This is a genomic window from Pseudomonas palmensis, assembly GCF_049942755.1.
GTDB classification, from domain to species: Bacteria; Pseudomonadota; Gammaproteobacteria; order Pseudomonadales; family Pseudomonadaceae; genus Aquipseudomonas; species Aquipseudomonas palmensis.
The window spans coordinates 3,520,731-3,535,491 of sequence record NZ_CP187958.1 but is presented as its reverse complement, the minus strand read 5'-3'; the positions used below and the strand labels follow the sequence as shown (position 1 = coordinate 3,535,491).

Genomic DNA, 14,761 nt, shown 5'->3' with positions numbered 1-14,761 from the left:
TCGGAAACCCGGACATCCCTCCCCCGCCATACCCCGGCAAAAAATGCCCGCCGCCGCTATTTGCATGGGGTTATGATCAAAATCAGAGTTTGGCATGAGTCATGCTCTACACTCAGTACCCGAATGCGCAACCGCTTCATTGCTGTGTTCGCTGAACGAAAGAGCCCGCCAACGGCTCAATAAGAAAAACAACGTCGAGGAAAATTTGATGCGTATCGTTCCCCATCTGTTGGGCGCCGCCATGGCGACCGCTTTGATCAGCACGCCGGCCCTTGCCGCCGAACTGACCGGCACCCTGAAGAAAATCAACGACTCGGGCACCATTACCCTGGGGCACCGCGACGCTTCCATCCCGTTCTCCTACATCGCCGACGCTTCGGGCAAACCCGTCGGTTACTCCCACGACATCCAGCTGGCTATCGTCGAGGCCCTGAAAAAGGACCTGAACAAGCCGGACCTGAAGGTCAAATACAACCTGGTCACCTCGCAGACCCGCATCCCGCTGGTGCAGAACGGCACCGTTGACGTCGAGTGCGGTTCCACCACCAACAACCTCGAGCGCCAGCAACAGGTCGACTTCTCGGTCGGCATCTTCGAGATCGGTACCCGCCTGCTGTCCAAAAAGGATTCCTCCTACAAGGACTTCCCGGACCTGGCCGGCAAGAACGTGGTGACCACCGCCGGTACCACATCCGAGCGCATCCTCAAGTCGATGAACGCCGACAAGCAGATGAAGATGAACGTCATCTCCGCCAAGGACCACGGCGAGTCGTTCCAGATGCTCGAGTCCGGCCGCGCCGTGGCCTTCATGATGGACGACGCCCTGCTCGCCGGCGAAATGGCCAAGGCCAAGAAGCCGACCGACTGGGCCGTGACCGGTACCCCGCAGTCCTATGAAATCTACGGCTGCATGGTGCGCAAGGGCGATGCCCCGTTCAAGAAGGCGGTCGATGACGCCATCGTCGCCCTGTACAAGTCGGGTGAGATCAACAAGATCTACGACAAGTGGTTCAACCAGCCAATCCCGCCTAAAGGCCTGAACCTGATGTTCCCCATGAGCGACGAGCTCAAGGCGCTGATCGCCAATCCTACCGACAAAGCTGCAGACGAAAAGAAGTCCTGACCCCCAGCTAGTTAGTGTCTAACCTTTCATCCGAGGGCGCCCAGCGCCCCCGGATGCTCGAAGGTGCCCGTGAAACAACCGATCTGAGGGGAGACCCCGATGAATTACAACTGGGACTGGGGCGTTTTTTTCAAGTCCACCGGCGTTGGCAGCGAGACCTACCTGGACTGGTATATCACCGGCCTGGGCTGGACCATCCTGATCGCCGTTGCCGCCTGGATCATTGCGCTGCTGCTGGGCTCGGTGCTCGGCGTCATGCGTACCGTACCGAACCGTCTGGTGTCGGGTATCGCCACGTGCTACGTGGAACTGTTTCGCAATGTGCCGCTGCTGGTGCAGCTGTTCATCTGGTACTTCCTGGTACCCGACCTGCTGCCCGAAGGCCTGCAGGAGTGGTACAAGCAGGACCTCAACCCGACCACCTCGGCGCTGATCAGCGTGGTCATCTGCCTGGGGCTGTTCACCGCTGCACGGGTGTGCGAGCAGGTGCGCACCGGCATCCAGGCGCTGCCCCGTGGCCAGGAAGCCGCTGCCCGCGCCATGGGCTTCAGCCTGCCGCAGATCTACAACAACGTGCTGCTGCCGCAAGCCTACCGGATCATCATTCCGCCGCTTACCTCCGAATTCCTGAACGTGTTCAAGAACTCCTCGGTGGCGTCGCTGATCGGCCTGATGGAACTGCTGGCACAGACCAAGCAGACCGCCGAGTTCTCGGCCAACCTGTTCGAGGCCTTCACCCTGGCCACGCTGATCTACTTCACCCTGAACATGGGGCTGATGCTGCTGATGCGCCTGGTCGAGAAGAAAGTCGCGGTGCCGGGCCTGATCTCCGTGGGGGGTAAATAATGGACATGGATTTCAGTGGAATCGTGCCAGCCCTGCCGGGCCTGTGGAACGGCATGAAGATGACCCTGCAACTGATGCTCATGGGCATCATTGGCGGCATCGCGCTGGGCACTGTGCTGGCACTGATGCGGTTGTCGTCGAGCAAGCTGCTGTCGCGCCTGGCCGGCGCCTACGTGAACTACTTTCGCTCCATCCCGCTGCTGCTGGTGATCACCTGGTTCTACCTGGCGGTACCGTTCGTGCTGCGCTGGATCACCGGCGAAGACACCCCGGTGGGTGCGTTCACCTCCTGCGTCGTGGCATTCATGATGTTCGAGGCGGCGTACTTCTGCGAAATCGTGCGGGCCGGCGTGCAGTCGATCTCCAAGGGCCAGATGGCGGCTGCCCAGGCACTGGGCATGAACTACGCGCAGACCATGCGCCTGATCATCCTGCCCCAGGCATTTCGCAAGATGACCCCGCTGCTGCTGCAGCAGAGCATCATCCTGTTCCAGGACACCTCGCTGGTCTACACCGTGGGCCTGGTGGACTTCCTCAACTCGGCACGGGCCAGTGGCGACATCATCGGGCGCTCCAACGAGTTCCTGCTGTTTGCCGGCGCCGTGTACTTTGTCATCAGCTTCTCCGCTTCCTTCCTGGTCAAGCGTCTGCAGAAAAGGATAACCGTATGATTTCCATCAAGAACGTCAACAAGTGGTACGGCGATTTCCAGGTTCTGACCGACTGCAGCACCGAGGTCAAGAAAGGCGAAGTGGTGGTGGTGTGCGGGCCGTCTGGCTCGGGCAAGTCCACCCTGATCAAGTGCGTCAACGCGCTGGAACCGTTCCAGAAGGGCGACATCGTGGTCGACGGCACCTCGATCGCCGACCCCAAGACCAACCTGCCCAAGCTGCGCTCGCGGGTCGGCATGGTGTTCCAGCACTTCGAACTGTTCCCGCACCTGACCATCACCGAGAACCTGACCATCGCGCAGATCAAGGTGCTGGGCCGCAGCAAGGAAGAAGCCACCAAGAAGGGCCTGCAACTGCTCGAGCGCGTCGGCCTGTCGGCCCATGCGCACAAGCACCCCGGCCAGCTCTCCGGCGGCCAGCAGCAGCGCGTGGCCATCGCCCGCGCCCTGGCCATGGACCCGATCGTGATGCTGTTCGACGAACCCACCTCGGCCCTGGACCCGGAAATGGTCAGCGAGGTACTCGACGTGATGGTGCAACTGGCCCACGAAGGCATGACCATGATGTGCGTGACCCACGAAATGGGCTTTGCGCGCAAAGTGGCCAACCGGGTGATCTTCATGGACAAGGGCAACATCATCGAAGACTGCACCAAGGAAGAGTTCTTCGGTGACCAGAGCGTGCGCGACGAGCGTACCCAGCACTTCCTCAGCAAGATCCTGCAGCACTGATGCCGCCCGGTGCCCCTGCCCGGCCCACGCCGGGCAGAGGGCGCTGGTCGTGACAAGGCCACTGTGATGAAATGCGATCCCACGCTCTTTCGCCCAGCCAAGCCTGACCTTGCCGTGAAACCTCGCCTGATCCGCCACCTGTTCCTGCCCCCACTGGTCCTGCTGCTGATGATCGGCCTGGGTGTGATCGGCTACCTGATCAGCGAGCACAACGGCATCCGCACCCTCAGCGAGACCGGCGAGCGTCAGCTTGAACTGCATGCCCGCGCGGTCGAGAGCGAGATCAGCAAGTACACCTACCTGCCCAGCCTGCTGGAACTCGAAGACAGCGTCTCCAGCCTGCTGAACTCCACCGATGGCGACCAGCGCCAGGCGGTCAACGAATACCTCGAAGGGCTCAACCGGCGCAGCCGCAGCCGCGCCATCTATGTGCTCGACACCACCGGCCGGGTGCAGGCCACCAGCAACTGGCGCGACGTCGACAGCTACCTGGGCGAAGACCTCTCGTTCCGTGCCTATTTCCAGAATGCCGTGCGCGGCCAGCCCGGGCGCTTCTACGGCATCGGCAGCACCACCGGCGAACCTGGCTACTACCTGGCCCATGGCCTGGAGGAACACGGCAAGATCATCGGCGTGGCGGTGATCAAGGTGCGCCTGGAAGCGCTCGAAGAGCGCTGGCAGCGAGCCCGCCTGGAAGCCTTCGTCAGCGACGAGAACGGCATCATCATCCTCTCCAGCGACCCGGCGCGGCGGCTGAAGTCGGTGCGCCCGCTGACCCCGGAAATCAAGGAGCGCCTGGCGCGCAGCCTGCAGTACTACTGGTTCCCGCTCAACGAACTGCAGCCGCTGGCGCGCGAGAAGCTCGCCGACGGGGTCGAGAAGCTGACCTTTCCGGCCAATGCCGAACTGGGCGACAGCAACCGCAAGGTCACCTACCTGGCCCAGACCCGGCGCCTGAGCGACACGCCCTGGCACTTCACCCTGCTGACCCCGCTGCAGGACCTGCGCCACGAATCGATGATCCAGGGCGTGCTGGTGGCCGTGGCCTTCGCCCTGCTGGCGATCCTGCTGATAGCCTGGAACGAGCGACGCAAGGTGATCGCCACCCGCCTGGCCGCCCGCGAGGCGCTGGAAGAAGCCAACAACCAGCTCGAACGCAAGATTGCCGAGCGCACCGCCGACCTGCGTGCCAGCAACGAACGCCTCAAGGGCCAGATCCGCGAACGCCGGCACGCCGAGCAGACCCTGCGCCATGCCCAGGACGAACTGGTGCAGGCCGGCAAGCTGGCGGCCATCGGGCAGATGTCGACCAGCATCGCCCATGAGCTGAACCAGCCGCTGGCGGCGCTGCGCACCCTGTCGGGCAACACCGTGCGCTTTCTGCAGCGCGGTGCGCTGGAAACCGCCAGCGCCAACCTGCTGACCATGAACGAACTGATCGACCGCATGGGCCGTATCACCGCCAGCCTGCGCTCGTTCGCCCGGCGCGGCGACGACCGTGGCCAGGCCTCGCTGGAAAAGGCCGTGACCGCCGCCCTGCAACTGCTCAATGCGCGCATCGAGGGCTGTCACCTGAAACTGCACCTCGAGTACGCCGACCAGCAACTGACCATCGACCAGACCCGCCTGGAGCAGATCCTGGTCAACCTGATCGGCAACGCCCTGGATGCCATGGCCGCGGTGCCGCTGCCGCAACTCTGGCTCGAAGGCGAGCTGGTGGGCGACAAGTACCGCCTGCGCGTGCGCGACAACGGCCATGGCATCGACGATGAAGCGCGCAAGCACCTGTTCGAACCGTTTTTCACCACCAAACCGGGCGAGCACGGCCTGGGCCTGGGCCTGACCCTGTCGGCCAGCCTCGCCGCTGCAGCCGGCGGTACCCTGAACGTCGAACACCCCGCCAGCGGCGGTACCGCGTTCGTGCTCAGCCTGCCGCTGGTCGATGCCCCCACTGAACCTGCCGAGTCCCTATGACCCCATCGCCCCTTACCGTCCTGATCGTCGAAGACGATCCGCATGTGTTGCTCGGGTGCCAGCAGGCGCTGGCCCTGGAAGATATCGCCTGCGAAGGCGTCGGCAGTGCCGAACAGGCACTGGAGCGCATCGGCGATGATTTCGCCGGCATCGTGGTCAGCGATATCCGCCTGCCGGGCATCGATGGCCTGGAACTGCTCAGCCGCCTCAAGGCCCGCGACAAGAGCCTGCCGGTGGTGCTGATCACCGGCCACGGCGACATCGACATGGCCGTGGGCGCCATGCGCAACGGCGCCTACGACTTCATGGAAAAGCCATTCTCGCCGGAGCGCCTGGTGGATGTGGTGCGCCGGGCGCTGGAACAGCGCGGCCTGGCCCGCGAAGTGTTCTCGCTGCGCCGCCAGCTGGCCGAGCGCAGCACCCTGGAGGGGCGCATCATCGGCCGCTCGCCGGCCATGCAGAACCTGCGCGAGCTGATCGCCAACGTCGCCGATACCTCGGCCAACGTGCTGATCGAGGGCGAGACCGGCACCGGCAAGGAGCTGGTCGCGCGCTGCCTGCACGACTTCAGCCGGCGCCAGAGCCAGCCCTTCGTGGCGTTGAACTGCGGCGGCCTGCCGGAGAACCTGTTCGAGACCGAAATCTTCGGCCACGAGGCCAACGCCTTCACGGGTGCCGGCAAGCGCCGCATCGGCAAGATCGAGCACGCCAACGGCGGCACGCTGTTTCTCGACGAAGTCGAGAGCATGCCGCTCAACCTGCAGATCAAGCTGCTGCGCGTGTTGCAGGAGCGCACCCTGGAACGCCTGGGTTCGAACCAGAGCATTGCGGTGGATTGCCGGGTGATCGCCGCCACCAAATCGGACCTGGATGCCCTCGGCCAGACCGGCCAGTTTCGCAGCGACCTGTACTACCGTCTCAACGTGGTGACCCTGGAACTGCCGCCGCTGCGCGAGCGCCGCGAAGACATCCTGCAACTGTTCGAGCACTTCCTGCAGCAGTCGGCCCTGCGCTTCGACCGCGAGGCACCGCCGCTGGACAGCCAGACCCTGTCGCGCCTGATGGCCCATGACTGGCCGGGCAACGTGCGCGAGCTGCGCAACGTGGCCGAACGCCACGCCCTGGGCCTGCCGGCGTTCAAGAAGGCCGGCGCCAATGTGGCGCAGAGCCTGGGCTTTGCCGAGGCGGTCGAGGCCTTCGAGCGCAACCTGCTCAGCGACGCCCTGCAGCGCACCGGCGGCAACCTCAGCCAGGCCAGCCAGGAGCTGGGCATGGCCAAGACCACCCTGTTCGACAAAGTCAAAAAATACGGCCTGGCCTGAGCGAGCGTTTCGATGGACATGATTCTCAAGGCCTGCCTGGGCGCCGTGGTGGTGCTGATCATCGCGGCCCTGGCCAAGACCCGCAATTACTACGTGGCCGGGCTGGTGCCGCTGTTTCCCACCTTTGCCCTGATTGCCCACTACATCATCGGCAAGGGCCGCTCGCTGGAGGACCTGAAGGCCACCATCGTGTTCGGCATGTGGTCGATCATCCCCTACTTCGTGTACCTGGCCGCGCTGTACGTGCTGGTCGACCGCCTGCGCCTGGAGCTGTCACTGGCGCTGGCGGCAGTGGCCTGGCTGATCGCCGCCACCGTGCTGGTCAGCGTATGGGTGCGCCTGCACTAGCGTTGGGCCAGATGGCCCAGCTCTTCGCGGTGCGCCTTCAGGTAAGGCAGTACCGCCGCCAGCAGCGGGGCCTTGAACGGCTCCTGGAAGCGGTGCGCCAGGCCCGGTATCAGGCGTAGCTGGCTGCCCTGGATGTGCGCGGCCAGGTGCACGCCGTGCATCACCGGCAACAGCGGGTCGGCCGTGCCGTGCACCACCAGGGCCGGGACTCGCAGGTTGTCGAGCAGCTCGACACGGCTGGGCTCGGCAAGTATGGCCATGACCTGGCGCTGCACGCCTTCGGGGTTGAAGGCCCGGTCGTAGGCAGTGGCGGCCTGCTGCAACAGGGCCTGGCGATCATCCTGCACCTGCGGGCTGCCCAGCGCGGCCAGCAAGTCGGCCTGCTGCTCCAGGGCCACCTGGCGATTCGGCGCACCGCGCCGGGCCAACTGCCGAACCAGCGCCGGCGCAGGCGCCGGCAGCCCCTGCGCCCCCGAACTGGACATGATCAGGGTCAGGCTCTCGACCCGCTCGGGCGCCATCGCCGCCAGGTGCTGGGCAATCATTCCACCCATGCTCACCCCCAGCACATGAAAGCGCTGCGCGTGCAGCGCATCCATCAGCGCCAGGCCATCAGCGGCCATGTCGCTCAGGCTGTAGGGCGCCGCCACCGGCAGGCCGAGCCGGTAGCGCAGCGCCTCGACCGTCAGGTTGGCCTGGGCGGGGGGCTGGTTCCAGCGCGACAGGCCGACGTCGCGGTTATCGTAGCGGATCACCCTGAAGCCCTGCTGGCACAGCGCAAGTACCACCTCGTCGGGCCAGTGGATCAACTGGCCGCCCAGGCCCATGACCAGCAGCAGGGCCGGGTCGCTGTCACGCCCGATGCTCTGATAGGCCAGGCTGACCGGCCCCGCCTCGGCGTATCGGATAGCTGAAGTGATGTCGCAGCGAGGCGCCGCGAACGAAGAAAAGGCGCTGCACAGCGCCACCAGAAACAGGATTGCCCGCATGAAAGAAACACCAGAGTGCAGTTCGCCAGTAAAGCGCGAGTCTGATGAAGTTCATGCCGGCGCGCTGCCACAGATCGGTGACCGTTTGATGACAACTGCCGGGCGGTCGACAGCATCGTCAACATGAGACAAACTCAACAAATTGTCTCATCCATCAAATTCTGTTCATGGAGCACCCTGGTGCTGGAAATTCGCCACCTCAAGACCCTGCACGCCCTGCGCGAAGCCGACAGCCTGGTGGAGGCCGCCGAGCGCCTGCACCTGACCCAGTCGGCGTTGTCCCACCAGTTCAAGGAACTCGAAGAACGCCTGGGCATGCAGCTGTTCACCCGCAAGACCAAGCCGATCCGCTTCACCAGCGCCGGCCTGCGCCTGCTGCAACTGGCCGACGCCACCCTGCCGCTGCTGCGCGGCGCCGAACGGGACATTGCGCGCCTGGCCGGCGGCACTGCCGGGCGCCTGCACATGGCCATCGAGTGCCACAGCTGCTTCCAGTGGCTGATGCCCACCATCGACCAGTTCCGCGATGCCTGGCCAGAGGTGGAGCTGGACTTGGCCTCGGGCTTCGCCTTCGCCCCGCTGCCGGCCCTGGCCCGTGGCGACCTGGACCTGGTGGTGACCTCCGACCCGCTGGAGCTGACCGGCATCACCTACGTGCCGCTGTTCACCTACGAGGCGATGCTGGCGGTGGCCAACCAGCACGTACTGGCCTCCAGGCCCTACGTGGTGCCGCAGGACCTGGCCACGGAAACCCTGATCACCTACCCGGTGGAACGCGACCGCCTGGACATCTTCACGCGCTTTCTGGAGCCGGCCGACATCGAGCCCGGGCAGGTGCGCACCGCCGAGCTGACGGTGATGATGATGCAGTTGGTGGCCAGCGGACGCGGGGTATGCGGCATGCCGCACTGGGCCCTGCACGAGTACAGCTCGCGCGGCTACGTGAAGGGCAAGCGCCTGGGTGAAAAGGGCTTATTCGCCACGCTGTACGCCGCAGTGCGCAGCGACATGCTCGATGCACCGTACATGCGCGACTTTCTGCTGACCGCCAAGGACACCTCGTTCTCGACCCTGGATGGGGTCAGTGCAGTGCGCTGAAGGTTCAAGCGGCAAGCATCAAGCCAGTTTGCGTTGTTCCTGCACCAGGCGCAGCGCAAGGGCCGCCAGCACAAAGCCCATCACGTAGCGCTGCAACATCAGCCACAGCGGGTAGCGCGCAAACCAGGCCGACAGGCCGGCGGCGAACAGTGCGATCAGCAGGTTCACGGTGAAGCTCACGCCGATCTGGGTCAGGCCCAGGGTCAGGCTCTGCGCCAGCACCGAGCCGTGCTCGGGCGAAATGAACTGCGGCAGCACCGACAGGTAGAACACCGCCACCTTGGGGTTCAGCACGCTGGTCAGAAACCCCATCGTCACCAGCCGCGCCGGTGAATCAGGGGCCAGCTCACGGGGCTCGAACGGCGAGCGCGCACCCGGCTTGACCGCCTGCCAGGCCATCCACAGCAGGTAGCCGGCACCGGCCCAGCGCAGCAGGTCGTAACCCAGCGGCACGGCCATGAACAACGCGGTGAGGCCCACAGCTGCGGCCGTCATGTGCACCAGAAACCCGCCCACCACACCGATCAGCGACGTCACGCCGGCCATGCGGCCCTGGCAGATCGAGCGCGAGATCAGGTAGATCATGTTCGGCCCGGGGGTCAGTACCATCAGCAGCGCGGCGCCGCTGAACAGCAGCCATTCGTGCAGCGGGATCATTGCGCGGCCCGTTGCAGGTGCAGCGGCAGGATCAGGTCGCGGGTCAGCGGCGCCAGTTCGAGGTGATCCACCTGGTGGGCGTCGACCCAGCAGGCTTCCTCGATTTCCGCTGCGGGTTCAAGCGTCAGGTCGGTGTGCAACTGAAACAGCTCGGCTTGCACTTCGAAACCCGGCTCGTTGGCCGCCGGTGCGCTGAACTGGCCCAGGTACTGCGCCTGCTGCGGGTCGATGCGCAGGCCCAGCTCTTCGAACAGCTCGCGGGCCAGGGCATCGACGGGTTGCTCGTGGGGTTCGATCTTGCCGCCAGGCTGCATGAAGGCCAGGGTGCCGCGCTTGCGTACCAACAGGGTTCGGCCCTGAGCGTCGAGCAACAGGGCAGCGGCGATACGGATGGTTTTGCTCATGGTAGGCGGCTCGTGGCGGGGAAGGCGCGCTAGGATCACATGCTGGCGCAGGGCTTTCAATCTTGCTGAGCGCTTCGCCGGCAAGGCCGGCTCCCACAGGTTCGGCGCATTCCTTGTAGGAGCCGGCCTTGCCGGCGAAGCGGCCGCAGCAGCCTGACGAAAGCCCCTTGCAACCAGGGCGCAACGGCCGCATAAACACCCCATGAACCTGCCCGCCCGCAATCACCCGGTACTCGACGCCTTCCACCCCGCCGTCCGTGCCTGGTTCCAGCACCGTTTCGCCACGGTGACCGCCGCCCAGGCCCAGGCGTGGCCGCTGATCCGCAGCGGGCAATCGCTGCTGGTGGCGGCCCCCACCGGCTCCGGCAAGACCCTCACCGCGTTCCTCGCGGTCCTCGACGAACTCTTCACCCAGGCCCTGCACGCCGGCGGCGAGCTGCCCGAACAGACGCTGGTGGTGTACGTCTCGCCGCTCAAGGCGCTGTCCAACGACATCCAGCTCAACCTGCAGGCCCCCCTGGCCGGTATCAGCGCCGAACTGGCCGCCCTCGGGCTGCCCACGCCGACCCTGCGCACCGCAGTGCGCAGCGGCGATACCCCGCAGAAGGAACGCGCGGCCATGCGCCGCCAGCCCCCGCATATCCTGGTGACCACCCCCGAGTCGCTGTACGTGCTGCTCGGCTCGACGTCCGGGCGTCAGGGCCTGGCCTCGGTGCACACGGTAATCGTCGACGAGATCCACGCCGTGGCCGGCAACAAGCGCGGCAGCCACCTGGCGTTGAGCCTGGAACGCCTGCAGGCGCTGTGCCAGCGCCCGTTGCGGCGCATCGGCCTGTCGGCCACCCAGCGTCCGATCGAGCGGGTGGCGCAGTACCTGGTAGGCCATCAGCGCCCCTGCGCCCTGGTGGATATCGGCCATGCGCGCCAGCGCGACCTGGCCATCGAGGTACCGCGCGCGCCACTGGGCGCGGTGATGGCCAACGATGTGTGGGAGCTGGTCTACGATCGCCTCGCGCAACTGGCCCGCGAGCATCGCACCACCCTGGTGTTCGTCAACACCCGGCGCCTGGCCGAGCGCCTGGCGCGCCACCTGAGCGAGCGCCTGGGACGCGAGGCGGTGGCCGCGCACCATGGCAGCCTGGCCAAGGAATTTCGCCTCGACGCCGAGCAGCGTCTCAAGCGCGGCGAGCTGCAGGTGCTGGTGGCCACCGCCTCGCTGGAGCTGGGCATCGACATCGGCGAGGTCGACCTGGTGTGCCAGATCGGCTCGCCTGGCTCGATTGCCGCGCTGCTGCAGAGGGTTGGCCGCTCCGGCCACCAGGTGGACGGCACCCCCAAGGGTCGTGTGTTCGCCACCACCCGCGACGAGCTGATCGAGTGCGTGGCCCTGCTCGACTGCGTGCGCCGTGGCGAGCTGGACGAGCTGCATATCCCCAACGCACCGCTGGACGTGCTGGCCCAGCAGATCGTCGCCGAGGTCAGTTGCCAGCCCTGGGACGAACAGGCGCTGTTTGCGTGCCTCACCCGTGCGATGCCCTACGCCAATCTCGACCAGGTGCATTACCAGGCCCTGCTGCGCATGCTCGCCGAAGGCTACAGCGGGCGCCAGGGCGTGCGCGGCGCGTACCTGCACCGCGATGCGGTCAGTGCCCAGTTGCGTGGAAGGCGCGGCAGCCAGTTGGCCGCCCTGACCAGTGGCGGGGCGATACCGGACAACGCCGACTACCGCGTGCTGCTCGAACCCCAGGCCTTGAACATCGGCAGCGTGAACGAAGACTTCGCGGTGGAGAGCATCGCCGGCGACATCTTCCAGCTGGGCAACGCGTCGTACCGCATCCTGCGGGTGGAGGCCGGCAAGGTACGAGTAGAGGATGCCCACGGGCAACCGCCGACCATCCCCTTCTGGCTGGGCGAGGCGCCGGGGCGCAGCGACGAGCTGTCCTTCGCTGTGGCACGCCTGCAAGCCGAAATCGACCAGCGCCTGGATACCAGCGGCGGCCAGCTGCAACCGCTGCTGACCTGGCTGCACGCCACGCTCGGGCTGAACGCGGACAGCGCCGAGCAACTGCTCGACTACCTGGCCCGCACCCGCCAGGCCCTCGGCGCCCTGCCCTCGCAGGACACGCTGATCATGGAGCGCTTTTTCGATGAGTCCGGCGGTACCCAGCTGATCATCCACTCGTCCTTCGGCAGCCGCATCAACCGCGCCTGGGGGCTGGCACTGCGCAAACGCTTCTGTCGCACCTTCAATTTCGAGTTGCAGGCGGCAGCCAGCGAGGATGCGCTGATCCTGTCGCTGTCGGCCGGCCACAGTTTTGCCCTGGAAGAGGTGTGGCGCTACATTTCCAGCGCCAGTGCCGAGCACCTGCTGACCCAGGCCGTGCTCGATGCGCCGCTGTTCGGCGTGCGCTGGCGCTGGAACGCCGGGGTGTCGCTGGCACTGCCGCGCTATGCCGGCGGGCGCAAGGTCGCCCCGCAGATCCAGCGCATGAAAAGCGAAGACCTCACCGCTGCCGTGTTCCCCGACCAGCTGGCGTGCCTGGAAAACATCGTCGGCGAGCGCGAGATTCCCGACCACCCGCTGGTGGAGCAGACCCTCGACGACTGCCTGCACGAGGCGATGGATTGCGAGGGCTGGCTGAACCTGCTGCGGCGCATCGAAGACAGGCGCATCCGCCTGATCTGCCGCGACCTGCCGGCGCCTTCGCCCCTGGCGGCGGCGATCCTGAATGCACGTCCATACGCCTTTCTCGATGACGCACCGCTGGAAGAGCGGCGCACCCAGGCCGTGCTCAACCGGCGCTGGAGCGACCCGCAAAGTGCCGACGACCTGGGCGCACTGGATCCGCAGGCGATTGCCGCAGTGCGTGCCGAGGCCTGGCCGTTGCCAGGCGGCGCTGACGAAATGCACGAGGCACTGATGAGCCTGGCGGCCGTGTGCGATGCCGAGGTGCAGGCCAACCCGGGCTGGCTGGCATGGCTGCAGCAACTGGCCGCCGGCGCACGCGCCTGCCACCTGAAGTTGCCGCAGGGTGGCGGCCTGTGGCTGGCCCGCGAACGCCTGCCGTGGCTGCTGGCGCTGTACCCGCAAGCGGCGCCCACCCCATTGCCCGGGTTCGATCAGCCCATCGATGCCGACAGTGCTGCCGTGGAACTGCTGCGCGCGCGCCTGAGCGGCTTCGGCCCGCTGACCAGCAGCGAGATCGGCGCGCCGCTGTGCCTGAGCCCCTCACAGGTCGAGCAGGCCATGCTGCGCCTGGAAGCGGAGGGCTATGTGATGCGCGGGCACTTCAGCCCGGGCCCCCCCCCTGAACAATGGTGCGAACGCCACCTGCTGGCGCGCATCCACCGCTACACGCTCAAGCACCTGCGCCGCGAAATCGAGCCGGTCAGCCTGCAGGACTTCATGCGCTTTCTGTTCGACTGGCAGCACCTCTCGCCCGGCACCCGGCTGGAGGGCCCGGCGGCGCTGGGCGAGGCGCTGACCCAACTGGAAGGCTTCGCCGCAGCGGCCTCGGCCTGGGAAAGCGACCTGCTGCCGAGCCGGCTGCGCGACTACAGTGGGCAGTGGCTGGACGATGCCTGCCGGGCCGGCAAGTTCGTGTGGGCTCGCCTGGCCCCTTCGGGCAAGGCTGCGGCCAGTACCCTGCGCAGCACCCCTGTCGTGCTGCTGCCACGGGCGCGGCTGGGGTTGTGGCGAGCACTGGCCGCCACCGACGACGCCCCGGCACCGTCGCCCCGCGCGCAACGTGTACTGGCCGCGCTCAGCGAGCACGGCGCACTGTTTTTCGATGAGCTGCGCGACGAGGCACGCCTGTTGCCCAGCGAGCTGGAGACAGCCCTGCAGGAACTGGTGGCGGCCGGGCAGATCAGTGCCGACAGCTTTGCCGGCCTGCGTGCACTGATCACCCCGGCCAGCAAGCGCCAGGCACGCAGCCATCGGCGCGGTCGCGGGGCATTCAGTGGCGGCATGGAGGACGCCGGGCGCTGGGCATTGCTGCGCCGCGCCGGCACGCCGGCCGAGGACGCCCTGGAACAGGTGGCCCTGACCCTGCTGCGCCGCTATGGCGTGGTGTGCTGGCGGCTGCTCGAACGCGAGGCCGACTGGCTGCCGAGCTGGCGGGACCTGCTGCGCACGTTGCACCGCCTGGAGGCGCGTGGCGAGATCCGTGGCGGTCGCTTCATCAGCGGGCTGGCCGGCGAACAGTTCGCCTTGCCCGAGGCCATCGGCGTATTGCGCGAAGTACGCAGGCGCCCGCTGGATGGCAGCCTGGTGGCGGTGAGTGCCAGCGACCCGCTGAACCTGGTGGGCACCTTGCTGCCCGGCACCAAGGTGGCAGCGGTGAGCGGCAACCGGGTGGTGTACCGCGACGGCGTGGCGGTGGCGGCGCGGGTGGCGGGCAAGGCGCAGTACTGGGTGCAGGAGGATGCGGCGCTGCGTGAGCGGGTGGTGCGCGATGTCCATCACTGATCCCGAAGCTTTGCGGTGTGTGCAGGAGCCGGCATTGCCGGCGAAGGCCGCAACGCTGTCTTGATGGGTTCACTGGCATCCAATCCCCCATTCGATATAAGGTCTTGGATTGCCTGCAAAAGGAACC

12 protein-coding genes are annotated in these 14,761 nt (G+C 66.4%); 9 read left to right on the top strand and 3 right to left on the bottom strand.

The genetic code is table 11. The annotated features are described in order from the left end of the window. The first annotated feature begins 208 nt into the window (after positions 1-208). The 7 genes from ACPRTJ_RS16315 (at position 209) to ACPRTJ_RS16285 (ending at position 7,015) form a co-directional block, all read left to right on the top strand. Positions 209-1,123 carry a glutamate/aspartate ABC transporter substrate-binding protein gene (locus tag ACPRTJ_RS16315; protein ID WP_043861987.1) on the top strand — a complete coding sequence of 305 codons (915 nt, stop codon included), beginning with the start codon at positions 209-211 and terminating at the stop codon, positions 1,121-1,123. Between the two features lie 99 nt (positions 1,124-1,222). Beyond that, positions 1,223-1,969, top strand: a complete 747-nt coding sequence (locus ACPRTJ_RS16310; RefSeq protein ID WP_043861988.1) for an amino acid ABC transporter permease — start codon at positions 1,223-1,225, stop codon at positions 1,967-1,969. Then, positions 1,969-2,640 carry an ABC transporter permease subunit gene (locus tag ACPRTJ_RS16305; protein ID WP_043861989.1) on the top strand — a complete coding sequence of 224 codons (672 nt, stop codon included), beginning with the start codon at positions 1,969-1,971 and terminating at the stop codon, positions 2,638-2,640. Before ACPRTJ_RS16310 ends, ACPRTJ_RS16305 begins: the two co-directional genes overlap by 1 nt. Beyond that, positions 2,637-3,371, top strand: coding sequence for an amino acid ABC transporter ATP-binding protein (locus tag ACPRTJ_RS16300; protein WP_043861990.1), 735 nt, complete (start codon positions 2,637-2,639; stop codon positions 3,369-3,371). The genes ACPRTJ_RS16305 and ACPRTJ_RS16300 overlap by 4 nt, the downstream gene beginning before the upstream one ends. Before the next feature lie 66 nt (positions 3,372-3,437). Continuing rightward, positions 3,438-5,345 carry a sensor histidine kinase gene (locus ACPRTJ_RS16295; RefSeq protein WP_043861991.1) on the top strand — a complete coding sequence of 636 codons (1,908 nt, stop codon included), beginning with the start codon at positions 3,438-3,440 and terminating at the stop codon, positions 5,343-5,345. A gap of 47 nt (positions 5,346-5,392) precedes the next feature. After that, positions 5,393-6,667 (top strand): sigma-54-dependent transcriptional regulator, encoded by a 1,275-nt coding sequence (locus ACPRTJ_RS16290; protein ID WP_229590064.1) that lies wholly within the window; start codon positions 5,393-5,395, stop codon positions 6,665-6,667. Positions 6,668-6,688: 21 nt separating this feature from the next. Beyond that, positions 6,689-7,015 carry a GlpM family protein gene (locus tag ACPRTJ_RS16285; protein ID WP_173925076.1) on the top strand — a complete coding sequence of 109 codons (327 nt, stop codon included), beginning with the start codon at positions 6,689-6,691 and terminating at the stop codon, positions 7,013-7,015. Here ACPRTJ_RS16285 and ACPRTJ_RS16280 read toward each other — a convergent pair. Continuing rightward, positions 7,012-8,004, bottom strand: a complete 993-nt coding sequence (locus ACPRTJ_RS16280) for an alpha/beta fold hydrolase (RefSeq protein ID WP_104572022.1) — start codon at positions 8,002-8,004, stop codon at positions 7,012-7,014. The genes ACPRTJ_RS16285 and ACPRTJ_RS16280 overlap by 4 nt on opposite strands. Positions 8,005-8,184: 180 nt before the next feature. On the opposite strand from ACPRTJ_RS16280, the gene metR reads away from it, so the two are divergent. Then, positions 8,185-9,102, top strand: coding sequence for a transcriptional regulator MetR (metR, locus tag ACPRTJ_RS16275; RefSeq protein WP_043861995.1), 918 nt, complete (start codon positions 8,185-8,187; stop codon positions 9,100-9,102). A gap of 18 nt (positions 9,103-9,120) precedes the next feature. Here metR and ACPRTJ_RS16270 read toward each other — a convergent pair whose 3' ends face one another. Beyond that, positions 9,121-9,759 (bottom strand): LysE family translocator, encoded by a 639-nt coding sequence (locus tag ACPRTJ_RS16270; RefSeq protein WP_054914755.1) that lies wholly within the window; start codon positions 9,757-9,759, stop codon positions 9,121-9,123. Beyond that, positions 9,756-10,163: an NUDIX hydrolase gene (locus tag ACPRTJ_RS16265; protein WP_043861997.1), complete on the bottom strand. Its 408-nt coding sequence runs from the start codon at positions 10,161-10,163 to the stop codon at positions 9,756-9,758. Before ACPRTJ_RS16265 ends, ACPRTJ_RS16270 begins: the two co-directional genes overlap by 4 nt. Before the next feature lie 202 nt (positions 10,164-10,365). Here ACPRTJ_RS16265 and ACPRTJ_RS16260 point away from each other — a divergent pair, with 202 nt between their 5' ends. Beyond that, complete coding sequence (locus tag ACPRTJ_RS16260) at positions 10,366-14,634, top strand: DEAD/DEAH box helicase (RefSeq protein ID WP_426427120.1); 4,269 nt, start codon at positions 10,366-10,368, stop codon at positions 14,632-14,634. Positions 14,635-14,761 lie beyond the last annotated feature (127 nt).